Origin of the sequence: Streptomyces atratus (genome assembly GCF_014648655.1) — a bacterium.
GTDB classification, from domain to species: Bacteria; Actinomycetota; Actinomycetes; order Streptomycetales; family Streptomycetaceae; genus Streptomyces; species Streptomyces atratus.
This window is the reverse complement of the sequence record NZ_BMRN01000016.1, coordinates 82,874-107,937: the sequence shown is the minus strand read 5'-3', so window position 1 is coordinate 107,937 and position 25,064 is coordinate 82,874. Positions and strand designations below refer to the sequence as shown.

At 68.2% G+C, this 25,064-nt stretch carries 23 protein-coding genes and 1 pseudogene; 15 read left to right on the top strand and 9 right to left on the bottom strand.

All coding sequences use genetic code 11. From position 1 onward, the window contains the following. The first annotated feature begins 6 nt into the window (after nt 1-6). Nucleotides 7-816 carry an SAM-dependent methyltransferase gene (locus IEZ15_RS24745; RefSeq protein WP_189279411.1) on the top strand — a complete coding sequence of 270 codons (810 nt, stop codon included), beginning with the start codon at nt 7-9 and terminating at the stop codon, nt 814-816. Between the two features lie 19 nt (nt 817-835). Here IEZ15_RS24745 and IEZ15_RS24740 read toward each other — a convergent pair whose 3' ends face one another. Further along, the gene (locus IEZ15_RS24740) at nt 836-2,323 is read right to left on the bottom strand and encodes a pentapeptide repeat-containing protein (RefSeq protein WP_189279410.1); all 1,488 of its coding nucleotides are present in this window, start codon (nt 2,321-2,323) and stop codon (nt 836-838) included. Nucleotides 2,324-2,382: 59 nt separating this feature from the next. After that, a complete protein-coding gene (locus IEZ15_RS24735; RefSeq protein ID WP_114247772.1) occupies nt 2,383-2,799 on the bottom strand; it encodes a cupin domain-containing protein in 417 nt (138 codons plus the stop codon). A gap of 52 nt (nt 2,800-2,851) precedes the next feature. On the opposite strand from IEZ15_RS24735, the gene IEZ15_RS24730 reads away from it, so the two are divergent. Together IEZ15_RS24730 and IEZ15_RS24725 are read left to right on the top strand one after the other, a co-directional pair. Beyond that, nucleotides 2,852-3,817 carry a helix-turn-helix domain-containing protein gene (locus IEZ15_RS24730; RefSeq protein WP_189279409.1) on the top strand — a complete coding sequence of 322 codons (966 nt, stop codon included), beginning with the start codon at nt 2,852-2,854 and terminating at the stop codon, nt 3,815-3,817. A gap of 30 nt (nt 3,818-3,847) precedes the next feature. After that, complete coding sequence (locus IEZ15_RS24725) at nt 3,848-4,297, top strand: YchJ family protein (protein WP_189279408.1); 450 nt, start codon at nt 3,848-3,850, stop codon at nt 4,295-4,297. A 26-nt stretch (nt 4,298-4,323) separates the two neighbouring features. Here IEZ15_RS24725 and IEZ15_RS24720 read toward each other — a convergent pair whose 3' ends face one another. The 5 genes and pseudogenes from IEZ15_RS24720 to IEZ15_RS24700 all read right to left on the bottom strand — a co-directional run bounded on the left by IEZ15_RS24720 (nt 4,324) and on the right by IEZ15_RS24700 (nt 9,552). Further along, a complete protein-coding gene (locus IEZ15_RS24720; RefSeq protein WP_189279407.1) occupies nt 4,324-6,399 on the bottom strand; it encodes an MDR family MFS transporter in 2,076 nt (691 codons plus the stop codon). Between the two features lie 58 nt (nt 6,400-6,457). After that, nucleotides 6,458-7,285, bottom strand: a complete 828-nt coding sequence (locus IEZ15_RS24715; protein ID WP_189279406.1) for an ATP-grasp domain-containing protein — start codon at nt 7,283-7,285, stop codon at nt 6,458-6,460. A gap of 247 nt (nt 7,286-7,532) precedes the next feature. Continuing rightward, a pseudogene (locus tag IEZ15_RS24710) lies at nt 7,533-7,829 on the bottom strand (acyl-CoA dehydrogenase family protein); the annotation flags it as partial. Between the two features lie 25 nt (nt 7,830-7,854). Next, nucleotides 7,855-8,118, bottom strand: a complete 264-nt coding sequence (locus IEZ15_RS24705) for a hypothetical protein (RefSeq protein ID WP_114249422.1) — start codon at nt 8,116-8,118, stop codon at nt 7,855-7,857. Nucleotides 8,119-8,337: 219 nt separating this feature from the next. Continuing rightward, nucleotides 8,338-9,552 (bottom strand): PucR family transcriptional regulator, encoded by a 1,215-nt coding sequence (locus IEZ15_RS24700; protein WP_114247777.1) that lies wholly within the window; start codon nt 9,550-9,552, stop codon nt 8,338-8,340. Nucleotides 9,553-10,324: 772 nt separating this feature from the next. Here IEZ15_RS24700 and IEZ15_RS44985 point away from each other — a divergent pair. After that, nucleotides 10,325-10,942, top strand: a complete 618-nt coding sequence (locus tag IEZ15_RS44985) for a hypothetical protein (RefSeq protein WP_229846095.1) — start codon at nt 10,325-10,327, stop codon at nt 10,940-10,942. Here the strand turns inward: IEZ15_RS44985 and IEZ15_RS24690 are convergent. Continuing rightward, entirely contained in the window at nt 10,891-11,148 is a 258-nt protein-coding gene (locus tag IEZ15_RS24690; RefSeq protein ID WP_189279449.1) for a hypothetical protein, read from the bottom strand. The genes IEZ15_RS44985 and IEZ15_RS24690 overlap by 52 nt on opposite strands. Nucleotides 11,149-11,245: 97 nt before the next feature. On the opposite strand from IEZ15_RS24690, the gene IEZ15_RS24685 reads away from it, so the two are divergent. Further along, entirely contained in the window at nt 11,246-12,580 is a 1,335-nt protein-coding gene (locus tag IEZ15_RS24685) for a DUF6801 domain-containing protein (RefSeq protein ID WP_229846094.1), read from the top strand. 473 nt (nt 12,581-13,053) lie between these two features. Here IEZ15_RS24685 and IEZ15_RS24680 read toward each other — a convergent pair whose 3' ends face one another. Next, a complete protein-coding gene (locus tag IEZ15_RS24680) occupies nt 13,054-13,986 on the bottom strand; it encodes a hypothetical protein (protein WP_189279404.1) in 933 nt (310 codons plus the stop codon). Nucleotides 13,987-14,922: 936 nt separating this feature from the next. Here IEZ15_RS24680 and IEZ15_RS24675 point away from each other — a divergent pair. From IEZ15_RS24675 to IEZ15_RS24630, 10 genes are read left to right on the top strand one after another with little or no spacing between them, the layout of a single operon-like run. Beyond that, on the top strand, nt 14,923-15,918 hold the full coding sequence (locus IEZ15_RS24675; protein WP_189279403.1) for an ABC transporter ATP-binding protein: 996 nt from the start codon (nt 14,923-14,925) through the stop codon (nt 15,916-15,918). Further along, nucleotides 15,915-16,769, top strand: coding sequence for an MlaE family ABC transporter permease (locus IEZ15_RS24670; RefSeq protein ID WP_189279402.1), 855 nt, complete (start codon nt 15,915-15,917; stop codon nt 16,767-16,769). The genes IEZ15_RS24675 and IEZ15_RS24670 overlap by 4 nt, the downstream gene beginning before the upstream one ends. Before the next feature lie 6 nt (nt 16,770-16,775). Beyond that, complete coding sequence (locus IEZ15_RS24665) at nt 16,776-17,579, top strand: MlaE family ABC transporter permease (protein WP_114247782.1); 804 nt, start codon at nt 16,776-16,778, stop codon at nt 17,577-17,579. Further along, the gene (locus IEZ15_RS24660; protein WP_189279401.1) at nt 17,579-18,877 is read left to right on the top strand and encodes an MCE family protein; all 1,299 of its coding nucleotides are present in this window, start codon (nt 17,579-17,581) and stop codon (nt 18,875-18,877) included. Before IEZ15_RS24665 ends, IEZ15_RS24660 begins: the two co-directional genes overlap by 1 nt. Next, complete coding sequence (locus tag IEZ15_RS24655; protein ID WP_189279400.1) at nt 18,874-19,905, top strand: MCE family protein; 1,032 nt, start codon at nt 18,874-18,876, stop codon at nt 19,903-19,905. Before IEZ15_RS24660 ends, IEZ15_RS24655 begins: the two co-directional genes overlap by 4 nt. After that, complete coding sequence (locus IEZ15_RS24650; protein ID WP_189279399.1) at nt 19,902-20,921, top strand: MCE family protein; 1,020 nt, start codon at nt 19,902-19,904, stop codon at nt 20,919-20,921. Before IEZ15_RS24655 ends, IEZ15_RS24650 begins: the two co-directional genes overlap by 4 nt. Before the next feature lies 1 nt (nt 20,922). Beyond that, on the top strand, nt 20,923-22,041 hold the full coding sequence (locus tag IEZ15_RS24645; protein ID WP_189279398.1) for an MCE family protein: 1,119 nt from the start codon (nt 20,923-20,925) through the stop codon (nt 22,039-22,041). Beyond that, nucleotides 22,038-23,282 (top strand): MCE family protein, encoded by a 1,245-nt coding sequence (locus IEZ15_RS24640; protein WP_189279397.1) that lies wholly within the window; start codon nt 22,038-22,040, stop codon nt 23,280-23,282. The genes IEZ15_RS24645 and IEZ15_RS24640 overlap by 4 nt, the downstream gene beginning before the upstream one ends. Beyond that, complete coding sequence (locus tag IEZ15_RS24635; protein WP_189279396.1) at nt 23,279-24,535, top strand: MCE family protein; 1,257 nt, start codon at nt 23,279-23,281, stop codon at nt 24,533-24,535. The genes IEZ15_RS24640 and IEZ15_RS24635 overlap by 4 nt, the downstream gene beginning before the upstream one ends. Then, entirely contained in the window at nt 24,532-25,050 is a 519-nt protein-coding gene (locus IEZ15_RS24630; protein WP_189279395.1) for an Rv1363c family protein, read from the top strand. The genes IEZ15_RS24635 and IEZ15_RS24630 overlap by 4 nt, the downstream gene beginning before the upstream one ends. Nucleotides 25,051-25,064: the final 14 nt, after the last annotated feature.

The window sequence follows — 25,064 nt, the reverse complement described above, 5'->3', positions numbered from 1 at the left end:
CGCGCTATGACCGGGCACGAGCCCCAAGCCATCGAGATCGACACCAGCAAGCCGCATCCCGCCCGGATGTACGACTGGTTCCTCGGCGGCAAGGACAACTACCCGGTCGACGAACAGATGGCCCAGCAGCTGCTGGCCGTTGACGCCAGAGGGCGCGACATGGCCCGGGTCAACCGGGCCTTCATGCACCGGGCCACCCGGTGGCTGGCCGAGAACGGCATCCGCCAGTTCCTCGACATCGGCACCGGCATCCCCACCGAGCCGAACCTCCACCAGATCGCCCAGCGGACCGCCCCGGACGCGCGCATCGTCTACTGCGACAACGATCCGATCGTCCTCGCGCACGCGGCGGCCCTGCTGCGTTCCACCCCACAGGGCGCCACCGAGTACATCCAGGCCGACGCCCGCAAGCCGGAAGTCATCCTGGAGCAGGCCGGCAAGGTCCTCGACTTCGACAAGCCGATCGCGCTGTCGCTGCTGGCCCTGCTGCACTTTCTGGACGACGAGGACGGCGCGGCCGAACTCGTCGACCGCCTGGTGGAGCGGCTCCCCTCCGGCAGCTACCTGGTGCTCTCGCACACCACCGGGGACTTCGACCCCGAGGGTGCGGCACAGGCGTCCGCCCTGTACAAGGCCCGTGGGATGACGCTGCGCCTGCGTACCCACGCCGAATTCACCACGTTCTTCGACGGACTCGAACTCGTCGAGCCGGGTGTCACGCTCTCCGCGGACTGGCATCCGGAGCTCGGCGAGGCCATTGACGTCCGCGGCGACGAGCCGATCCCGGGCTACGCCGGCGTGGCCCGCAAGGCCTGACCGCCGGCCCGCCGCGCCGTCACTGACGGCTGACCGACCGGGTGATGCCCGCGGCGATCGTCGTCGCGAGCAGCCACCCGGCCGCGATCAGCAGATATGACAGGTACTGGTACCAGCCCTGCGGGTTGAACGCCTTCTCCTGCCCGAAGTCGATGATCGGCAGCAGCAGATCCAGGGTGTAGAAGAACGCACTGAACGGCGGGGCCTCACCGGCCTTCAGCGGCGGGGGGCGGTGCAGTCCGTAAGCCAGCGCCCCGATGAGCAGCAGCGAGAAGAGCCAGGTTGCCGCGCGGACCGGCCGGAAGCCGTACCCCACGGTGACGTCCTGCAGATGCCCCCACACCCTCGCGTATCCCGGCAGGGTGGTGCGGTGGGTGCGCTGTTTGGCGAGCTGCACGGTGCGTGCCGCGTCGTCGTCACCGATCCGCCGGTACGCCGCCGTCAACTGCTCGTACGCGTACGGAACGTATCCCTCCTCCTCGCGTCCGAGCAGCGGCAGCCGCTGCTCGGCGGGCATATGGGGGAGCAGAGTGGTGTACGTCAGCCCGTCGAGGCGGACATCGCGCGGCCAGACCGCCGGGTCGGCGTGGATGAGATCGATCTGCGCGCGGCGCAGATTCACCCTTCCCCGGATCGGGGCGGCCTCCCGGAGCCACAGCTCGCCGACCGTGCAACTGCCGGCACGCACGGCGACACCGCCGGGGTTCGAAAGCCGCGCGTACGCGAAGTTGAGCTGCCCCGGTATCCGGCTGCCGCGTACATTGGTCCGCCCCTCGACCCGGATCCGCATCGCGTGGACATCGGTGCCGACCGTGAGCGTCTCCGCCTGGAGGGCGGTCGCCCCCGGATTCAGCAACTCGGCGTCGTTCAGCAGGACCTGCCCGGTGACGGCGGCACCGTCGAGCCGGAACTCACCGTGCACGACGAGTGCAGGCAGCCACATGTCGTCCCCGGCGATCACATGATTGAGCTGGAGGACCACTTCGTCGTTGGGCGCCGTCGATCCGTCGGCGTTCACCCCGATCCGGGTGTGGTCGAAGAACAGCGCCTGGGTGATCCTCGAACCGCCGAGCCGGACCGGGCCGGAGATCCGGCAGTCCGTGAGCCTCAGTACGCCGTCGATCCGGACGGTGGCGGCGGCCAGGCCCGGGAGCACCGAATTGCTGAGGTTGAGCTGGCGCAGCTGCGCCCCGTACAGATTCGGCGCCTGTTCGAAGTGACAGCCGGCCAGCAGCACCGCGTACTCGGCCGTCGCGTACCGCAGGTTCAGGGAGCCCGAGATGCGTGCGCCCATCACACGCAGCGCGGCCGCCTCGCCGTCCTCCTGCCGGCCGCTGATCAGCAGGGCCCGCAGCACCTCGCCGCGTACCGTGCGCTCCGGCCCCCAGCCGGCCCCGGTCTCCGGGTCGTCCTCGGCCTCCACGCATGTACGGAAGTCGACGGGAGCGCCGAGCGGGAAGGCATCCCATACGCGGCGTTCGGCGGGGGTCAGCTCGGTGATCTCCATCGGCGGGACTCTGACCCGAGGTCCGTCACAGTGTCAACCCCGCTGGGTCTTTGCCGCGTTCAGCTCCCCAGGGCATGGCCGATCGTCACATCCACATGCCCGGGGACCTCGTCGTGCCGGTCGCCCACCGACGGGGTACCGGACGGCTCGAAGAACAGGACCGAGGCCCCGTCGGCGGCGGACGGCTTGTGCCAGGTCCCGCGCGGAACGACGAACACCGCGCCACGGGCGAGAGTGACGGTCCTCTCCCCGTTCATCTCGCGCAGCTGGATGTCCAGGGTGCCGTCGAGCACGAGAAAGAACTCGTCGGTGTCCTCATGGACGTGCCACACATGCTCACCACGGACCTTGGAGATCCGCACGTCGTAGTCGTTGACCCGGGTCACGATCCGCGGGCTCCACAGGGCCTCGAACGTCTTCAGTGCATCGCTCAGCAGGATGGGGCCGGGCGCGGTCTTCGTCGTGTCATTGCTCATGATCCCCATCCTCGGCCTTGGCCGGGGCACCCGTGAGTGCTAGGAATCGCATATGGCGCAAGAATCCTCGCACCGGGTCGCAGTGATCGTCTCGGCCGGCTCCAACCCCTTCGAGATGGGTGTGGCCACCGAACTCTTCGGGCTGCGCCGTCCCGAGCTGCCCGTGCCCTGGTACGAATTCGAGCTGTGCGCCGAGACCCCGACCGTGCGCATGCACCAGGGTCTCTTCCAGCTCTCCGGCATCGCCGGGCTCGATGCCGTGGACCGCGCCGGCACCGTCATCGTGCCGAACCGCCCCGACCCGGAGACCGAACCCGATCCGGCCGTCCTCGACGCGATCAGACGCGCGGACGCCCGGGGGGCCAGGCTGGTCAGCTTCTGTACGGGTACGTTCACGCTGGCCGCCGCCGGAGTGCTGGACGGTCGACGGGCGACCACCCACTGGCGCTGGGCCGACGCCTTCACCGCCCGCCACCCGCAGGTCCACCTCGACCCAGATGTGCTGTTCGTCGACGAGGGCCGGGTGATCACCGCAGCCGGCAGCGCCGCCGCCCTGGACACCGGTCTTCACATCATCCGCACCGACCACGGCGCGGAGATCGCGGCCGCTGTGAGCCGCCGTCTGGTCTTCGCGGTCCACCGCGACGGCGGCCAGCGCCAGTTCGTCGAGCACCCCCTGCCCGACGTCCCCGACACCTCGCTCGGCCCGCTCCTCGACTGGGCCGAGGAACACCTCGGCACGGACCTCACCGTGACCGGCCTCGCCGCCCGTGCCGCCGTCAGCCCGGCCACCCTGCACCGCCGCTTCCGCGCCCAGCTCGGCACGACCCCGCTCGGCTGGCTGACCGAACGCCGGATCACCCTCGCCTGCCGGCTGATGGAGCGCGGCGAGGAACGCCTCGACGTGGTCGCCCGCACCAGCGGACTCGGTACGGCGACGAATCTGCGGACCCAGCTCCGCCGCCGCACCGGGCTGTCCCCCAGCGAGTACCGTCGCCGCTTCACCCCGGCCGGCTGAACCGGCCGGCCCGCAGGTGACAATGGACGCATGTCACGACGCACCACACGACCGAAGCGGTCCGCCACCGCCGGAGCGCGGACGCCCGCGATCACCGCACAGTCGCCGTGCCCGTGCGGCCTGCCCGCCACCTACGCGGACTGCTGCGGACGCCTGCACGCCGGGACCGTCGCAGCGCCGACCTGCGAGGCGCTGATGCGCTCCCGGTACGCCGCATTCGTCGTCCGGGACGAGGCGTATCTGCTCCGCACATGGCACCCCGACACCCGGCCGCCCGCCGTCGACTTCGATCCCGGGATGCGCTGGGTGCGCCTGGAGATCCTGGAGACGACGGACGGCAGCGCGTTCCACAGCACAGGAACGGTCACCTTCCGCGCGCACTACACCGACAACGGGCGGCCGGACTCGCTCCACGAGAAGAGCCGCTTCGTCCGGTCCGAGGGCGCCTGGGTGTACTCGACGGCGGTCTTCGTCGACTGACCCGGCCGAGCGGCGACCGCGCCGGTTCAGATGGCGGCCGTCACCCGTGGCTTCTTCGGCGAGAGCTCCTGCGTCAGGTCCTCCGCCAGCAACCGCTTGGCGATCACATCCACCGCCGCCCGCAGTTGCCGGTCGTCCGGGCGTGCCCCGCTCTCGTCCAGGCGCTCATTGAGCCACCGCGCCCACGCGTCGTTGATCGCCGCGGCCTCCCGGCTCCCGGCGGCCGTATGCATGAACAGATGACCGTCGCCGGTGAGAAAGCCCTCCTCGATCATCCGGTCGAAGACCGGCACCAGCACCTCCGGCGGAACCCGGTGCCGGGCCGCGATCAGGTTCAGGCCCGCATGGCCGACCATCCGGGTGAACAGCTCGACCTGCATCACCGCCCAGGCCCCTGCCATGTCCAGCCGGGTGTCCGACTCCGCGACGATCCGCCGTGCGGTGTCCCCACCCGCTCCGTGCAGGATCTTGGCCACGGAGAATTCCAGGAGCTTGGCCGAGTCGCCGGCGCCGGGCTGGGCGAACCCCTCGCCCATGTCCGTCGAGCCGACCCGCGCCGTGTCGCGCAGCTTCACCTGCTTCAGGAAGAGCGCCACGACGAACCCCAGGACCGCGACCGGCACCGTCCACAGGAACACGGTGTGCAGTGTGTCGGCGTATGCCTGGGCCAGTGGTGCGGACTGTGCGGCGGGCAGACCGTGCAGCCCCTGCGGGCTCTGCGCGGCCTTCGCCAGCACCGCGGGGTCGCCGCCCGCCCGGGCCGCCGCCGCGATGCCGTCGGTCAGATTCGGCTTCAGCGCATTGGCGTAGATCGTGCCGAAGACCGCCGTACCGAAGGAGCTGCCGAGCGTACGGAAGAACGTCACGCCCGATGTCGCCGTACCCAGGTCCGGGTAGTCGACCGTGTTCTGCACCGCGATCGTGAGCACCTGCATGCACAGGCCGATGCCGACCCCGAGCACCAGCATGTAGAGCGATTCCAGCCACACTCCGCTGTCCGGGCCCATCCGGGAGAGCAGAAACAGCCCGACCGTCATGATCAGCGAGCCCACGATGGGGAAGATCCGGTACTGGCCCGTCCTGGAGACCACATTGCCGCTGAAGATCGAGGCGACGAGCAGCCCGATGACCATGGGCAGTGTCCGCACACCCGACAGGGTCGCCGAATCGCCGTCGACGTACTGCAGATACGTCGGCAGGAAGATCATTGCGCCGAGCATCGCGAAGCCCACGATGAAGCTCAGGATCGAGCAGACGGTGAACACCGGATTTTGGAACAGCCGCATCGGCAGCATGGGTTCCCGGGCCCGGAATTCCACGAGGCAGAAGAGCGCCAGTGCCACGGCGCCGCCCGCGAAGAGACCGATGACGACGGGCGATCCCCATGCGTACTCATTGCCGCCCCAGCTGGTCGCCAGGATCAGTGCGCTCGCGCCGACCGTGACCATCGCGATGCCCGAATAGTCGATCACGGGCCGCCCGGCGGCCTTCACCGACGGGATCGTCCGGGCGGCGGCGATGACCACCACGATCGCGATCGGCACATTGACGTAGAACGCCCAGCGCCAGCTCAGATGGTCGGTGAAGAGCCCGCCCAGCAGCGGCCCGATCACCGTCGACACTCCGAAGACCGCCCCCAGCGCACCCTGGTACTTGCCGCGCTCGCGCAAGGGGATCACATCGGCGATCAGCGCCATCGAGGTGACCATCAGCCCGCCCGCGCCGATGCCCTGCAGGCCGCGCCAGATGATCAGCAGCGTCATGTCGGTCGCGAGGCCGCACAGGAACGAACCGGTGATGAAGATGATCGCCGACAGCTGGAAGATGATCTTCCGGCCGAACAGGTCGCCGAACTTGCCGACCAGGACCGTCGCCACCGTCTCGGCGAGCAGATACGCGGTGACCACCCAGGACATGTGCGCGGCGCCGCCGAGATCCGAGACGATCGTCGGCAGTGCGGTGCCGACGATCGTCTGGTCCAGGGCGGCCAGCAGGAGCCCCAGCACGATCGTTACGAAGACGATGTTCCTGCGGCGCGGATCGAGTACGGGTGGCGCGGCGGCACTCTGCGCGGCGGGGGCGGTCTCGCTGGCAGTGGTCACGCTTGCACCCTCACACCGGCCCCCGTCCCCCGCATGTGGGGGACGGCCGGACGTGGTGTCAGGTCAGCAGATCCCGCACGGAAGCCTTCATACGGGTCACGAACGCCTCCCGCACCGGCTCCGCCACCCGGTCCAGCGAGAGATACGGATTGAGGTCCTCCAGCTCGACGAGCAGCAGCTCGCCCGCCGCGGTCCGGCAGGCGTCGACCCGCTGGATGCCATGGTCGAGACTGTTCCACTCCACGAAACTCCGGGCGAACTCCAGATCCGCCGCGCTCGGCTCGTACGGCTCCAGTACCCACCGCTGCTCCGGATGCGGTGCGTACAGCGCGTACTGGAAGTCGCGGTCGATGAAGTAGAACGACACCTCGTAACGGAAGTCGATCCGCGGCTGGACGAGCAGCGTGCCGTCCGCGCTCTCCGGCAGAGCGGCCTCCCGTATGAACCGCAGCCCGACGGAGTCCGCCCCCAGCTTCGGCTTGACCACATACTCCGCGGCCGCGGGCAGCAGCCCCAGATCCGCCGCCCGGCCCACCGTGGGGATCACCGGATATCCGGCCCGGCTCAGATCGACCAGATACTGCTTGCCCGCCATGTCCCCGCGGCCGTGCAGCGGGTTGTAGACGTGTACGCCCAGCTCCCGCGCCCGCGCGCGGAACGCTTCGTACGCCTCCTGGTAGTGCAGCACCGGACCGCTGTTGCGTACGACGGCCGCGTCGAAACCGTCGAGCAGCGCGGCGGCGTCCCGGGGGTGGCAGAGCGCGACATCGAATTCCTCGCGCAGCCGCGACGTCAGAAAGATGTCCTCGTCGCAGTAGCGGCGACCGCGGGCCTCGTAGGCGAGGTCGGTGACGAAGAGGACGGACGGGCGCGGGTCGGCGGGCATGGCGTTCCCCCATGAGGTGTGTCGGCGGACGGTGGATCAATGACGTCGGCGGCCTTGCCCGGCACGGACCCGGAGGTGCTGAGGTCCGCCCCGGACGAGTCGACCGCATCGCAATCGCCGCCACCGCCCGACATTCTCACGCCGGCCGCTGGCGATCCCAATCCGGGCGGTGACCCGGATGCGGCAACAAGGGGCGCGAGCGGCCGGAGATGCCGGGGCGCGCCCTGCATCCGCGCAGGAGTGATCGGCGGATGTGGCGCCCGGAGATCGCCCGCGCGATCACCAGCCGCTGGATCTCGCTCGTCCCCTCGAAGATCGTGCAGATCTCGGCGTCGCGGTACATCCGCTCGAGGGGGTGCTCCCTGCTGTACCCGGCGCCGCCCAGGATCTGGATGGCCTTCTCGGTTGCGGACACGGAGAGTTCGCCCGCGCACAGCTTGGGCATGGAGCCCTGGCCCGCGTCGAAGGTCCGGTCGTTGCGGGCCATCCACGCGGCCTGCCGGATCAGCAGCCGTACGGCCTCGATCTCGGTGCGGATCTCGGCGCGGAGTGGGGGAGGTGCGGGCGGCTCACCAGGAGCTGCCGGGGCGCACCGGCAGCCGGGGGTGGTGGGCGGCGAGGATCTTGTTGGCGCGGGCCAGCTCGGCGAGTGCCTGCTCGCGGTCGGCCTGGTCCTCGGCGCAGAGCCGTGGGCCGCGGAACCTGCGCACCTCGCGCGCTGCGCATTCGGCATCGAACTCCGCCTCCACGATGTGCGGCGGGATGCAGGACCCGATCAGCGCGGCGACCCGGTCCGGGATCGGCACGGGGACGAGGAGGTGCGAGGCGGTCATGGGGGGTCCCTCTCGGATGGTTGGCCAGGAGGCGGTTCTCGGTGAGGCCGTCGGGTGGGCGGCCGACTTCTCCATATGTACGGGACGCACTTCCGGGTTTCTCGTTGAGAACGTCTCCGTGTGGCAACCGTTTGGGAGTGACCGGCTATTTCCCCTTACGCGTCAGTAAGTTGACTCCGCGTGAGGAACGTGCTCGGGTCGGGATCCGCGCTGCGCCGGTCAGAGTGGTGTGTCGTCGTTGCGGGTACGCAGCCGCATTGCGCGGAGCACGGCCTCGGTCGAGAACCGGGACTCGGGGTCGACGAGTTGCTCGCCGAAGATGGACTCCAGATTGCGCATCCGGTAGCGGACGGTCTGCGGGTGAACGTCGAGCAGCTCGCCCATCTGGGCGGCGGTGCCACGGGTGTCGAGCCAGATCCGCAATGTCTCGGTCAGCCGCTCGCGCCGATTGGCGCTGATGCCGGCCATCGGGGCGAGTTCACGCCGTGCGAGCTGGTCCAGCAGGACCGGGTCGGAGAGGAGCCACAGGGTGATGAGGTGGTCCTCGCAGAGGATGACGGGTGCGTCGTCGATGACGCCTGCGTCGACGAGTTCGAGCACACGACGGGCCCAGCGGATCGAGTCCGGGGCGAGGGCGGTGGGAACGGTCAGGCCGATTGCGGCGCGGGCACCCGGGAGCGCGTGATCGAGCATGCGTCTTCGCATCTCGTCGAACGGTCCCGGGATCAGTAAGTGAGGCTGTGGGTCGGTGAAGTCGACGAGGACGTCGCGGTCGGCGCCGAGCCGCCCGAGGTCCGCCGAGTGGCGCACCGCAACGAGAGTCACCTCCTCGGGCAGTACCCAGCCGGTCTGCTCACAGAGTTCGGCGATGGCGGTACGGGGCACGGGCCGGCCCGCGAGTACCAGATGCAACAGACGCCGCCGAAGGGTGTCCGTGTGGTCGCCGGAGGCCGCGCGGACCTCCAAGTAGCCCTCGCGGGACAGTGCTTCGAGCTCATCGACGTACGAGAAGAGGGCGTCGGCGAAGGTGAGCATCATCGTGGGGGAGAGGTTGTAGCGCCGCCCCACCTTCTTGGCCCGGCGCAGCGCGATTCGGGCGCCCAGTCGGTACGCGCCCTGCAACTGGTCCAGGCTGCGCCCCTCGTACGCCTCGAACCTGCCGAACCTGCGGCACATCTCGTCGCGCAGGGGGGAGGGAGCGGCCGGCTCGGCTACCTGGTCCACGAAGACGGAGATGCTCTGCTCCACGCCGACCCGGATGCCCTGGCCGTAGGGACCGTCGAGCAGTCGCGCATACTCGGGGTAGGCGCGCGTCACCTCCAGCCCGATCTCCTTGATCAGGCTGGGGAGTTCGGGCCGCACGATCGCGGCGAACTCCTGCGGCAGCGGTCCCAGTGGTTCTCCGAGGTCCGAGGGCTGTACAACTCCCGGCATGCCTGCATCCCTTGCTCTCCGGCGCCCGATGGGGGGTGGGTAGTGGGAGGAGCGCTCCCAAGCCGTCAGGTGCGTACCAACGTGGGCTGCTGAAGATAGTCCAAGCAGGGGCGCGTGGACACAGTCGTGACAGCACGAGATGCAAGGGGCACGTATTACCGTGCCGGGTCCGGGCCGCACGTGCCACGGGACGGCCGGAGTTCCGGCGGCCGGAGCGGGTCCGCAATCAGGTTCGGCGCAAGGTGACAGAAAATTCCCGGAGCGCCGGGGAATCCTTGTACGGTCGTCACCTGTAATAGGAAGCAAGTCGCGATCGGTATTCCGGTGGTAATTCGACTGCGCAGGTTCGGCGAAGTCAAGGGCCACCGCCCGGTGGCCGCACAGCGTGCCGGTCGGGACTGGCGCCGTCTTGCAGCGGGGGTTGTGACGTGGGGAGTTGCTGGGACGATCGGTCCTCGACCGGTCGATGCGGCCGACGCGAGCCGCGCCACCGCGGGGCCGGAACCACTCACTTCTGGATAAGAATCCATGAGCCCGTACTCGCCCCGGAACAAGTTATTGCCCGGCGAGTGCGCTTTCGGAGATTCTTCGTCCCGAGTGTTGCGGAGCAACATTACTCGCCCGTAGCGTCTTCGCCGAACGCAAGTGGTCGCGCAGTCGGTCGGGTCGGACTGCCACTCTCTGTCCTGTGACTCCGCCCTGGGAGCTCCGCCGAATCCGGCCGGAGGCGAGCTCCGGTGCCGGGTCGCACATCCTGAAGGGATACGGATCCGTGAACACCCTTGCACGCAGAGCCGCAGTTGTAACCGCCGCCCTCGGTGCGGCCATCGGAATGACGGTGTCGACGGCCTCGGCCGGTACCGCGACGACGTGGACGGTCACGCCGTCGGGGGCCTACACCGCGCACGCAGACTTCCCGACGCTGGAAGTGCCGCTTGCGTCATTGGAGTGTGAGTCCTCCGATGTGACGGCCGGAGTCCTCCAGGCGTCGAGCTCCACCGGCAACAGCATCGGCAGCATCAACGACATCATCTTCACCAACTGCACAGTCGGTGGAATCCCCTTCGATGTCACGATGAAGACGAAGCCATGGCTGATCAACGTCGTTCAGCCGAACGCGTCCAACTCGAACTGGGTTGACGGCACCGTGAGTTCCATCTCGGCCCACATCTCCGGAATCGGCTGCAGCGCCGACTTCACGGGCAAGGTCTATGGGCACTACCAGAACAACACCGGTGACCTCGTCATCGACGGCTCGGGCGCCGATCTGGTCGCGTCCAACGCCAGCTGCCTCGGTCTCATCAACAACGGTGATGTGGCCAGCTTCAACGCCTCGTATCACGTGGCCGTGACATCGACAGGCACGGCGCCGGTGATCACCACCCCGTAGTACCGGACAGCGCACGGGTACGGGCCGACGCGAGCAGATGCTGCCGCCGTCGGCCCGGCCTTCTCGTTCCCGGCGCCGTCGGGATCGGTGCCGCAGCAGATCAGTCGCAGTACGCACGAGGTGGAGGACAGGGCCGACATGAACATGAAGTCACCCGTGAGGGGCGGCAGGCGGTCGGTGCGGCTTGCCTCGATCGGGAGCGTCACGCTCCTTGCCGGGCTGCTGTCCGGACCCGGATCCGCCGCGGACGAAGGCACGAAGCCGGTCACCCTCGCGTACGACTGCGGACCGAAGGGCAGGGACGTGGCGGCCACGGTCGAGGTCTCGGTGGAAGTGCCGGCCACGGGCGAGGTCGGCCGGCCCGTGCAGCCGGGGCCCGCGACGGTCGCCGTGGTGCTGTCGCGGACCGATCTCGACGGGCTGCTCCCGACCGGTGCCGATGCGGTGGTCAGCACGGCGACGCTCACGGTGGAGGTGGCGCAGAACGATCAGTCGGTCCAGGCGCAGTGGGCGGATCTCGGCGCTCCGGGCACCCCGCTTCCGGCCGACGGTGCGGTGAGGCTGCTCCACTCGGGCGAAGTCCCGTCGGTGACGGTGGGTACCCCGGGTGACGTTCGGTTCACCGCAGGGGAGTTGACGGTCGGACTGCGCTCCGCGGCGGCACCGGGCCAGGAGAGCGATGCGGCTTCGGCAACACTGACGTGTGAGCCGGAGGAGGGGCAGGACGGACGCCTTGCGACCGTTCTGGTGCCGGGCGGCCCGGATGCCGAACCGTCCGGGACACCCGGCACGGCGGAGCACGGCGGCTCGGGCGAGAAATCCGGTGAAGGCATCGTGGTCGAGCAGGAGGACACTCCGGCCGAAGGCGCCGATCCGTGCCCGGTGGGGCCTGCTACGGGGGAGATGGACTGGAGCGAGGCGCCGCAGGCACCTCCGGGCGATCCCACCAGGGAGACCGACGTGCCCACGGGCGGAACCTTCGGTTGCGCCTATGCGGTCGGGATCGCCAATGTGCGCAAGCTGAACGGGGCCATGATCATCAACGACCCCGCCCGCCCCCCGGCATTGATCAGCGTCATGGCGATCAAACACACGTCGAATCGTGCTGCCAGCGCCAAGGGCGGTGCCTACACCCGTCTCGACTCGCTCGGAAATCTGAAGCTTCCGGATGCCGAATCGACCTTTTTGACGTTCGGATTCCAGCCGGTGAGCGCGAAGGTGGCATTCGAGAACGGTCCGATGACCATCTCCACCGGAAATATTGGTTCCGGCGCCCAGCGAATTGCCTTCTCCACGGCCTATTTCAAGCAGTCCCTGCGCCTCTACGACGTGAAGGTCAATGGAACCCCCTTGGACGTGGGCGGCAACTGCAGGACCGTCGCGCCGTACAAGGTAGTTCTCAATGGTGGGGCGAAGTATGTCAATGTCTACTCCGGAGGCCTGCTGGAAGGGGAGGTCGATATCCCGCCGTTTGCCGGCTGCGGAACGGGGGGCGAAGACCTCGATGCCTTGTTCACGGCATCCATCTCGGGCCCCGGGAACCTGATCAGCATGAACCAGGGGACGACGTGTATTCCGAGTTCGCCCAATAACCTCTGCCCGCCGACCATGCCGAAGATGCCCGGCACGGACTCGTGACCGCCTCCCCTGTTCGTCTCCCGCGGACCGGGGCACGTCGGGTCCCGGGAGGCGTGTCCTGTCCGACGTGAACGGCCCGCCCGGTCGTCGGCTGCTGCGCCCCAGCCGCGGCCCGGAGCCCAATGTGCCGGTTTCTGCCAGGGGGTGCTTCTGCCGAGCAGCACACTGGCTCAGCCGGCCCGCGCGTTCGCCGGCTCGGCTCCGTCAAGGTCCTCCTGCGCCCTTGAGGGGCGGTTCGTCCGTCGATCCTGGTTGGGCCGGGGGCTGCCGACCCGGTCGGATGGTCCGGGACCATGTCCTGTGCGGTGAGGCGGACCAGTCGCTTCCAGGAGCGGAGAGCGGCGGCGAGGCCGCAGGGGTGTGAGCCGTCGGCAGAGCCTTCTCCGTCCGACGACACGTCTCCACGCCCCGGTGGGGCCACCTCCAGACAGGAGCGTGGCCCCGCCGGGGCGTCGGGCAGGGCACGGCAGTGGCTACTGGGCCGCCGAGTGCCAGTACTGCGACAGCAGCTTGCCCGCGTCGGGGGCGACGCTGCCGGGGTTGTTGATCGTCGCGACATACGTCTGGGCGTTGTTGAGGACCACGTTGTTGTTGCCCGAGGCCGAGGGCAGCCCGGTCTTCAGGTTCACCGCCCAGTTGAGCAGGCCCAGCCCACAGCCACTGGCCCCGGGGACCGCGTACGTCGTGTCGGTCTGGTTGGCACCCACAAGGCTGATCCGGCCCATGGGGCCGGTCGCTTCGGTGGTGCCGTCGCCGGCGAACCTCTGGGTGCTGACGGCCGGGCGTGTCAGGTTCTGCGGGCGGAGCAGGATCGGGTCGGAAGCGGATCCGATGTAGCACGAGTTACCGAGGAACGGGTTCTCCAGATGGATCCGTACCGGCAGCGTGATGATCGGTTTTCCGGTGGTGGTTCCCGCGAGGAGCTGGAAATCGCGGGGGCTGTTGACCGACTCGATGGTGGCGGTCACCCGGTTCAGGGTGTTGTCGGTCAGCTGGTTGCAGATGCCGGTGATCACGGGAATGTCGCTGGGGCACATCAGGCCGAGCAGTCCGCCGGGGATCTGAGCGGAGTCCGCGACCAGTGCGCCGCCCGGAGGCGAGACCACGGTCGCCCCGCCGCCCGGATGTGTGACCACCCCGATCTGCAGGTCGCTGGCGCCCACCGGGACCACGGTGTTGCCGAGCTTGATGGAGCCGCTCGCCGAGTGCGAGGAGACGCAGGTGGCGGTGTCCGTCGCGCCGTCCGCTGCCAGCATGGCGGGAGCGTCCACCGGACAACGGGTGAAGGGCGCCCAGTTGCCGTTCAGGGTCGCGGCAGCGGTGGCCGACCCCATGGACGCGAAGGCGGCCAGTGCGGTGAAGGAGGCCAGCAGCCCCACGCGCGCCCGGTTCGAACCAGATCTCATGTCTTCCCCATCTTTTGAGGCAGCCGTCACAGAGGCGGCCTGGTGGGTCCGGAATTGCTCGGTCTGCCTGCGGCGCCCCGAAGGCGGCGTGGTTCGGTCATGGCCTGAGGGGTGCGCAGACCGTAGGTGTGCGGAATGCGGGTGTCGGGGTCAGCTGCGAGCAATGCCGGTTCGGACTCCCCAATCACCGAGCCGTGAGGTTACTGGCGAGAAACACTGGCGCACAATCCCGCCGTTTGAGAATCTGCCCCCGAATGCGGCTTCTCGTCCTCGGATGAGTACGACACGGCGCCGCCTTGTCAATCGGTGCGTATTGCCCGGGGTGGAACCCGATGCCGTCAAGACCCGCACCCTATGCGGAATTCATGCTCCCACTTGTGTGTTCGCGCCGGTCCGGACGGTCGCCGGGCGGCCGGCCGTGATCGGTGAGGCCTCGCCGCGGGGGCTGCGGGACTTGTCATTTGCCGATAAATTCTCCAGAGCTCCTGCTCAGAAAATGCAAAGAACCCGACGGCTCGACGCGGGCTCGCGAAAACTTGGAGAACTGGTATTGCGGGCCAGGTTACCCGGCCGTAACGTCGCCCTCGTCAGCAACTCGTCCGGCGCATCCGGAGATTGTTCACCCGTCAGGAAAGGGACCCGTCGTGGCCCCCCGTGCCGGGATTCCCTGACCGGGAGCCCCCGGACCCGATTCTCCACGCGGGCGGAGCTCTCATTCCGGGGACCCGGCTCCGGCCTCCTGGGGCTCCGGCCTGCACCGACTGCGGTGGGTGCGCAGTTCTTTACAAGGTTTGAGTGAAATTTTGTCACTGGATGACAAGTGGGCCGGTCGTTCACGAATTGGCTGTTCAAGGGCTTGTCCTGGCGGTGTCGGTGAACTTAACGTGCGCCCCTCGGCGCACTTCTGTCACTTCGTGAGCGCATGCAGGAGGTGGGATGGGAATCGAAGTAGTTGTCGAAGGCCTTACCAAGTCTTTCGGCAAGCAGAACATCTGGCAGGATGTGTCGCTCACGCTCCCCGCCGGCGAGGTCAGCGTCATGCTCGGCCCGTCGGGTACGGGAAAGACCGTCTTCCTCAAATCCATCATCGGCCTGCTGAAGCCCGAACACGGTCGCGTCCTCATCAACGGCGTCGACATGGTGAACAGTCCCGAACGAGACATCATGGAGACCCGTAAGCTCTTCGGGCTCATGTTCCAGGACGGTGCCCTTTTCGGATCGATGTCGCTGTTCGACAACATTGCCTTCCCCCTGCGCGAGCACACCCGGAAGAAGGAATCCGAGATTCGCCGCATCGTCATGGAGCGGATCGACATCGTCGGGCTTCTCGGTGCCGAGGGGAAGCTGCCCGGCGAGATCTCGGGCGGCATGCGCAAACGGGCCGGTCTCGCCCGTGCGCTCGTCCTGGACCCGCAGATCATTCTCTGCGACGAGCCGGACTCCGGACTCGACCCTGTCCGCACCGCCTACCTCTCGCAGCTCCTGATCGATCTGAACGCGCAGATCGACGCCACGATGCTGATCGTCACCCACAACCTCGACATCGCGGCGACCGTCCCCGACAACATGGGGATGCTGTTCTGCCGCAACCTCGTCACCTTCGGGCCGCGTGAGGTACTGCTCACCAGCGATGTGCCGGTCGTTTCCCAGTTCCTCTCCGGACGCCGCGAAGGCCCCATCGGCATGTCCGAGGAGAAGGACGCCGCCACCCTCGCTGCCGAGCAGCTCAACGGCAACGGCAACGGCAACGGTTACGGCTCCGCCCCGCGGACCGTCGTACCGCAGCTGGAACCCTCGCCCGGGATGCCGGTCCGCCAAGCCGCCCTGCGCCGCCGGGAGCGGGTCCTCGGCATGATGGGCCGGCTCCCGGAGGCCGCCCGTACGGCCATCATGAACAGCTACACCCCGGCCGCCGGCGGTGCACGCCCGTGACGGCCGAGATTCCGGTGCGGCCCCCCGAGCCGCCCGCCACCGATGCGACGCCCCCGCGGCAGACCCCGGTGCAGAAACAGCCGACGAGGCTGCTCGCACCGCTGCGCGAGACGGGGAAGCTGTTCGCGCTCGCCCTGTCCGTGACCCGAGCGGTCTTCCGAAGGCCTTTCCAGGTAAGGGAGTTCATCGAGCAGTTCTGGTTCATCGCCAGCGTCACCATCCTGCCCGCGGCCCTCGTCTCCATCCCGTTCGGCGCGGTCATCGCCCTCCAGGTCGGCTCGCTCACCGAGCAGCTCGGCGCCCAGTCCTTCACCGGTGGCGCCAGTGTCCTCGCCGTCATCCAGCAGGCCAGCCCACTCATCGTGGCGCTGCTCATCTCGGGAGCGGGCGGATCGGCGATCTGCGCCGACCTCGGGTCCCGGAAGATCCGCGAGGAGCTCGACGCGATGGAGGTCATGGGTGTCTCACCCATCCAGCGCCTCGTCGTCCCGCGCGTCCTGGCCACGATGTTCGTGGCCGTCCTGCTCAACGGCCTGGTCTCCGTCGTCGGCACCCTGGGCGGCTACTTCTTCAACGTGATCATGCAGCACGGGACCCCCGGCGCGTACCTGGCCAGCTTCTCCGCCCTCGCCCAGCTGCCCGACCTCTACATCAGCGAGTTCAAGGCGCTGATCTTCGGGTTCATCGCGGGCATCGTCGCCGCCTACCGCGGGCTGAACCCGCGCGGCGGTCCCAAGGGCGTCGGCGACGCGGTCAACCAGTCCGTCGTCATCACCTTCATGCTGCTGTTCTTCGTGAACATGGTCCTCACGGCGATCTATCTCCAGATCGTCCCCGCGAAGGGGAGCTGAGAGAAGATGTCCATGCTCGGCTGGCTGGATCGCTCAGGCGATCAACTCACCTTCTATCTGCGCGCGTTGATCTGGATCCCCCGGACCCTGCGCCGCTACCTCAAAGAGGTGCAGCGCCTCCTCGCCGAAGTCGCGTTCGGCAGCGGCGGCCTCGGTGTCATCGGCGGAACCATCGGCGTGATGATCGCGATGACGCTCTTCACGGGGACGGTCGTCGGTCTCCAGGGATACGCCGCTCTCAACCAGATCGGCACCTCCGCCTTCACCGGCTTCATCTCCGCCTACTTCAACACCCGTGAGATCGCCCCGCTCGTCGCCGGACTCGCTCTCTCCGCCACTGTCGGCGCCGGCTTCACCGCCCAGCTCGGAGCGATGCGGATCAACGAAGAGGTGGACGCACTCGAAGCGATGGGCGTGCGATCCATGCCCTACCTCGTCACCACCCGGGTCATCGCGGGAGTCGTCGCGATCATCCCGCTGTACGCGATCGGGCTGCTCTCGTCGTACGTCGCGTCCCGTTACGTCACCGTCCTGTTCAACGGGCAGTCGGAGGGCACGTACGACCACTACTTCAACCTCTTCCTCTCCCCGGACGACGTACTGCTGTCGGTACTCAAGGTGCTGATCTTCAGCGTGATGGTGATCCTCGCCCACTGCTACTACGGATTCCGTGCCGAGGGCGGGCCCGCCGGGGTCGGTATCGCCGTCGGGCGGTCGGTGCGCAACGCGATCGTGCTGATCAGCGTCACCGACTTCTTCCTCTCGCTCGCCATCTGGGGCGCCACGACGACCGTGAAGGTGGCCGGATGATGAACACGCAGACGGTACGCCGCCGACTCGCCGGAGTCAGCTTTCTGCTCGTCCCCGCCGTACTCGTGTGGGTGTCGGTCGCGGTGTACAACAAGGACTTCACCCACGACGCCACCGTGACCGTACGGACCGGGACCGTCGGCAACGAGATGCACGACAACGCCGATGTGAAACTGCGCGGCGTCGTCGTCGGCCAGGTCCGCAACATCGCGGCCGACGGGGACGGAGCCCGGCTCACCCTCGCCATCCAACCCGGAAAACTCGACCGGATCCCGGCCGACGTCACCGCCCAGATGCTGCCCACCACCCTCTTCGGGGAACGGTTCGTGGCACTCGTACCGCCGGAGATTCCCTCCGCGCAGTCGCTGAAGGCGGGGGCCGTCATCCCTCAGGACCGCTCCAGCAACGCCATCGAGCTGGAACAGGTCCTCGACAACGTCCTGCCGCTGCTCACCGCCGTACAGCCACAGAAGCTCTCCGCCACGCTCACCGCTGTCTCCCAGGCACTCGAAGGGCGGGGCGACAAGCTCGGCGAGACCCTCGTCACGCTCGACGCGCACCTGAAGAAGCTCAACCCCCAACTGCCCAAGCTCAACGCCGACATCAAGGAACTCGTCAAGGTGAGCACCGTGTACGCGGATGCGGCACCGGATGTCCTCGACGCGCTCACCGACTTCACCACCACCAGCGGCACCCTCGCCGAACAGCAGGCCGGGCTCGCCGACCTGTACGGGTCCACGACCGCCTCCGCCCAGGACGCCACCACCTTCCTGCGAAAGAACAAGGACAACCTCATCCGGCTCTCCGCAACAGGCAGACCGACGCTGGAGACCCTCGCGAAGTACTCGTCGGAGTTCCCCTGCACCCTGCGCACCATGGCCGGGTTCGTCCCGGCCATGGACAAGGCACTCGGCAAGGGCACCGATGAACCCGGTCTGCACGTCACGCTGAAGACCGTGCCCTCCAAGGGGAAGTACGTGGCCGGTAAGGACACCCCGGTCTACGACGCGACCGGCGGACCGCACTGCTACTCCCTGCCCTACGTCGGCAACACCGTGCCGACCGCGGACGCCCGCACGGCGGCCGGCCAGGAAACCCGGGCGGATTCCACGCCCGGCGCCCCCGAAGAAGTGGCGGCAGCGGACGCGTCCCTCGGTATGCCCAACTCCCCGCAGGAGAGCCGGCTCGTCAACGAACTGGTCGCTCCCTCACTGAAAGCCCGGCCGCAGGCCCTGCCCGAGTGGAGCAGCGTGCTCATCGGTCCGGCCTTCCGCGGTGCGGAGGTGAAGCTCAAGTGAAGCGCCGCTCCCTCGCCGGGCCACTCGCGAAATCGATCGTCTTCATCCTGGTCACGGTCCTGGCCACCACCGTCCTGGCCCTGTCCATCGCCAACACGGGCGTCGGCAGCACCGCTGCGTACAAAGCCCGGTTCACCGACGCGACCGGACTGATCGTCGGCGACAGCGTCCGGATCGCCGGGGTCAAGGTCGGGCAGGTCGAATCCATCGAGGTCGCCGACAGGCGGCTCGCCGAGGTCCGTTTCAGCGTCCAGAAGGGCCGGAAGCTCCCGGCGTCGGTTACCGCGTCCATCAAGTACCTCAACATGGTCGGCCAGCGGTACATCGACCTCGACCAGGGGGCGGGCCCGGTCGGCGAGAGCTTCACCGCCGGCTCGACCATTCCGCTCGCCCGCACCACCCCGGCACTCGACCTCACCCAGCTCTTCAACGGTTTCCAGCCGCTCTTCGAAGGGCTCTCCCCGCCGGACGTCAACGAGCTCGCAGGCTCCATCGTCCAGGTGCTCCAGGGCGAGGGCGGCACCGTCGACAGCATCCTGCAGCACGTCGGCTCGCTGACCGGCACCGTCGCCGCCAAGGACAAGGTGATCGGCGAGGTGATCAAGAACCTCAACACGGTCCTGAAGACCGTCAATGACCGCGAGGCCGGCTTCAACGACCTCGTCGTCACCCTGCAGAAGCTCGTCACCGGCTTCTCCGGGGACCGCAAACCGCTCGGCCGGGCGGTCACCGCTATGGGCGCGCTCACCACCGTCACCGCGGACCTGCTCAACGACGGCCGGGGGCCGCTCAAGGACGACATCAAGCAACTCGGGCGCCTCTCCGACCGGTTGGCGGACAACTCGCCGAAGATCGAGAACTTCCTGGAGAAGACCCCGGCCAAGATGGCGGCGATCAGCCGCCTCGCCTCGTACGGCTCATGGCTCAACCTCTACCTCTGCGAGGCCAGGATCAGCGGTGTGACGACCAGCGACGGCAGCACACCGCCCACCGGCATCGAGATCACCCAGCCGAGGTGCCTGTCATGAGAATCAAGCCCGTACGGGAACGCAACCCCGTCGCCGTCAGCATCGTCGGCCTGCTTGTCCTGGCCTTCGTCGGACTCGCCGCCTACCGCGCCGACTCGCTGCCCTTCATCGGCGGCGGCAAGACATACAGCGCCGACTTCACCGAATCGGCCGGGCTCGCCGACGGCGACGAAGTACGGATTGCCGGAGTGAAGGTCGGTGAGGTCACCGGGATCTCCCTCGACGGCGCCAAGGTGAAGGTCACCTTCCGGGTCAAGGACGCCTGGATCGGCAACTCCAGCACCGTCGGCATCGCCATCAAGACACTGCTCGGGGAGAAGTACCTCGCCGTCGACCCGCTCGGCAACGCCCCGCAGGACCCGCACGAGCGCATCACGGCGAGCCGTACCACATCCCCGTACGACGTCACCCAGGCGTTCAACGGCCTCGGTGAGACCATCGGGGAGATCGACACCGCACAGCTCGCCAAGAGTTTCGAAACGATCTCCGCCACGTTCAAGGACTCCCCGCCGGACGTGAAGAGCGCCGCGAACGGGCTCTCCGCACTCTCCAGGACCGTCTCCGAGCGCGACGCCCAGCTCGCCACCCTCCTCAAGGGCAGCAAACAGCTCACCAAGACCCTCGCCAACAAGAAGAGCAGCTTCGAAACCCTCCTGGAGGACGGCAATCTGCTCCTCGGCGAGATTCAGGCGCGCCGCGACTCCATCCATCTGCTGCTGACCGGCACCCGCGATCTGGGCACCCAGCTCACCGGGCTCGTCGCCGACAACAACAAGCAGCTGAAGCCCACGCTCAACGCGCTCAGCCGGGTCACCGCGGTCCTGCAGAAGAACCGCAAGAGCCTGGACAAGGTGCTGTCGCTCGCCGGGTCGTACAACAGGCTCGTCGGCAACACCCTCGGCAACGGCCGCTGGTTCGACAACTACGTCTGCGGTGTCGTCCCGAAAAACTACCTGCCCGCCGACACACCACCGGCGACCGGGTGTATGCCTCCCAAGCAGGAAGGCGGCAGCTGACATGAGACTCACGCGCATCGTCGGCATCGGTGCCGGACTCGCCGTCGCGGCCGCCGCCGGGGTCATGGCCCTGGACGAAGAAGGAACGACGACCGTCACGGCGTACTTCGACCAGGCCACCGGTGTCTACGCCGGATCGGACCTCCGGATCCTCGGTGTCAAGGTCGGCACCGTCGAATCGGTGAAACCGCGCGGCAAGGAGGTCAAGGTCGTCCTGCGCGTCGACAAGGGCATCAAGGTCCCCAAGGAGGCGCACGCCGTCGTCGTCGCACCCAGCCTCGTCGCCGACCGGTACATCCAGCTCGCACCCGCCTACGACGGGGGAGCGGTCCTGGCAGACGGTGCCGAACTGCCCGCCGCGAACAACGCGACGCCGGTGGAGGTGGACCAGTTGTACGAGTCCATCACCGAACTCGCCGGCGCGCTCGGACCGGATGGGGCGAACGCACAGGGAGCGTTCGCCGGGCTCCTCGACACCGGGGCGAAGAACCTCAAGGGCAATGGCAAGGACATCGGGGACTCCATCGAACAGTTCGGCAAGGCCACGAAGACCCTCGACAAGAGCAGCGGGGACCTCTTCGACACGCTGTCCTACCTGCAGACCTTCACCACGATGCTGAAGGAGAACGACGGCAATGTGCGCGCCGCCGAGCAGCAGCTGAACTCGGTGACCGGCTTCCTGGCCGACGACAAGAAGAACCTCGGTGCCGCGCTCAAGGAGCTGGGCACCGCACTCGCCCAGGTCAAGACCTTCATCCAGGACAACCGCGGGGCACTCAAGAAGAACGTGGACGCCCTGGTACCGCTCACCCAGACCCTCGTCGACCAGCGGGCCTCGCTCGCCGAGTCCCTCGACACACTGCCGCTCTCCGCGGGCAACGTCATCAACGCGTACGACCCGACGAACCGGACCCTCAACGGCCGGACCGACCTCAACGAGCTCAGCATGGGCGGGCCGCTCACCGAATCCACCGTGAGCCTCGACGGACTCTCCCCGGTGACCGCCGAACGGCAGAAGACCCTGCCCTCGCTGCCGCTCCCGGCCGTGGGCACCGTCTACGGCACGCCGGAGGACACCCGGACAACGAAGAACAACGAGAACAAGGGGGCGAACCGATGAGCCGTACCCTCCGCAGACCCGGAGCCCTCGCGACCACCGGTGCCGGCATCCTGATCGTCTTCGGCCTCTGCTGCGTCCTCGTCGTCAGGGGCTGCGAGCCCCCGCGGTTCAGCGGCATCGAACAGCTGCCGCTGCCCGGTGGCGCGGACCTCGGAGACCATCCGTACGAGATCACCGCCGACTTCGCGGACGTACTCAGCCTCGCCCCGCAGTCCTCGGTGAAGGTCAACGACGTCTCCGTCGGTCGCGTCACCGAGATCTCCCTCGCCCCGGACAGCTGGCAGGCCAGGGTCACCATGCGCGTCAACGGGAAGGTCGGACTGCCCGCCAACGCGTACGCCCGCCTGGAACAGTCCAGCCTTCTCGGTGAGAAGTACATCCAGCTCTCACCACCCGCGACCGGCACCGCCCGGGGCGCACTCACCGACGGTGCGAAGATCCCGCTCACCCGCACCAACCGGAACCCAGAGGTCGAAGAGGTCCTCGGCGCCCTGTCGATGCTCCTCAACGGCGGCGGCATCAACCAGCTCAAGACCATCACGACCGAACTCAACAAGGCGTTGGCCGGGCAGGAACCGCAGATCCGGTCCATGCTCAGCCGCGTCGACACCATCGTCACCAACCTTGACGACCATAAGAAGGACATCACCGAGGCACTCGACGGTGTCAACCGGCTCTCCACCACCCTCGCCACCCGCAAACAGGACGTGGGCAAGGTCCTCACCGGGCTCAGCCCCGGGATGAAGGTCCTGGAGAAACAGCGCGGCTCGCTCCTCACCATGCTGCGCGCACTCGACACCCTCTCCGCCGTCGCCGTCGACACCGTCGACAAGAGCAAGGCGGACACGATCGCCGACCTGAAGGCCATCGCCCCCACCCTCAAGGCGCTCGCCGACTCGGGCAACGACCTGCCGGACTCCCTCCAGGTGCTGCTCACCTACCCGTTCACGGACGAGGTGCTGCGCGGTGTCAAGGGCGACTACCTCAACGTCTACCTGGACATGACGGCCGCCCCCGGCACGCAGATCATCCCGCCCTACGACCCGGACGCCGGCACGGCGACCGGAACGCCGGCAACGGCCAGGTCGGCCGGCTCGGGACTGCCACTGCCGCTTCCCTCGATCACCACTGAGGGAACAACCACGACCACGCCGTCCGGAACGCCTTCCCGCAAGCCGTCCCAGAGGCCTTCGGACAAACCGTCGGACATGCCCTCGGCCTCGGAGGGGAGCAACGGATGATCACCCTCGCCATCCGGCTGAAGAACATCTCGTTCCTGATCATCGCAGTGCTGGTGCTCGGCTATCTGGGTGTCCGTTACGCCGACCTCGGCCACTACGTCGGCATGCGTGACTACTACACCGTCAAAGTCCAACTCACCCGGACCGGCGGACTGTTCACCCACTCAAACGTCACCTACCGGGGGGTCTCCGTGGGCCGCGTCGGCCCGATCGAACTCACCGACGACGGTGTGGAGGCCGAGCTGCGCATCGACAAGTCCGCACCCCCCATCCCCGATGACCTCAAGGCCGTCGTCGCCAACCTCTCCGCCGTCGGCGAGCAGTATGTCGACCTGCGGCCGACCCGCACCGACGGGCCCTACCTGGAGAACGGCTCGGTCATCGACCAGGCCGACACCACCGTCCCGGCACCGGTGACGAATGTCCTCACCAGTGTCAACGACCTCGCCGGTTCCGTCGACCTGGAGTCGCTGCGGACCGTGGTCGACGAGTTCGGCACCGCGTTCGACGGGCGCGGCGACGACCTCCAGGTCCTCCTGGACACCGGCAGCGAATTCGTGCAGGCGGCCGACGACGCACTGCCCACCAACACCAGGCTGATGGCCGACGGCGAGATCGTGCTGCGCACCCAGGCCGAACAGGGCGAAGCACTCAAGGGATTCGCCACCGGGGCCAAGGAGCTGGCAGCTCAGCTCAAGGGCTCCGACACGGACCTCCGCAAGCTGATCGCCGCCGCGCCCGATGCGACGGAGCAGATCAGCGGACTGCTGCGCGATCTCGACCCCGGTTTCGGGATCGTCGTCGCGAACCTCCTCACCACGTCCGAGGTTGCCGTCACCCGGCAGCGCGGCATCGAGGAACTCCTCGTGAAGCTGCCCGCGGTCGCCGCGGCCGGAGCGAGCGCCGTGGACGAGGACGGCGCCCGGTTCGGTATGTCGGTCACCTTCTTCGAACCACTGCCCTGCACCGCCGGTTACGGCGGCACGACCTATCGCAACGGTCTCGACACGACAACCGGCCCCGAGGTCAACACCAAGGCGCGCTGCACCTCCTCACCCGGCACCGGCATCAACGTACGCGGCAGCGCCAACGCGCCGAAGGGCCCGGCCGTACCGGAACCCGTCAAACCGGGCTCGATGCTCCTGGGCGCCGACGCGGGAGGCACGCTCCCGGGCGCACTCGGGGCCACGGCGAACACGTCACCCGCCACGAACGGCATGGCCGGGCTGCTGGGATTGGAGGCCGGCGAGTGAACTTCCGTACCAGGGTCCTCATGGGCTGGGCGGTCATGCTCGCCGCCGTGCTGATCTGCGCCTTCGGCGTCTCGTCGTACACACAGGCGCGTGGCGACGACACCCTCGCGTACGCGAAGAGCCGCGACGCGGCCCTGGCGGCGGGCAAGCACCATCTCGCCCGGCTGAACAGTCTGAACGGCAAGGACGCCACGAGCGTGGACGCGGGGCTGCGGCAGTGGCTCGACGTGTCCACCGGGCCACTGCACGACCAGCTGAAGCGGACCCGGAGCAAGGATGCGAACGACCTGAAGAAGAGCGGCAGCACGGCCCGCGGCACCGTCACCGACGCGGCACTCACCGCGCTCGACGAACGCGCCGGTACGGCCGAGCTGATCGCGACCGTCGACGTCCGGGTCACATCGCGCACCGGCGCGGCCGGCACCGAGCGCAAACGGTTCGAGGCCACGCTCGCCCGCACTCCGGACGGCTGGAAGGTCAAAGCACTCACCGCGATTCCGGTGGGTGCCGCATGAGGCATGGGGGAGGA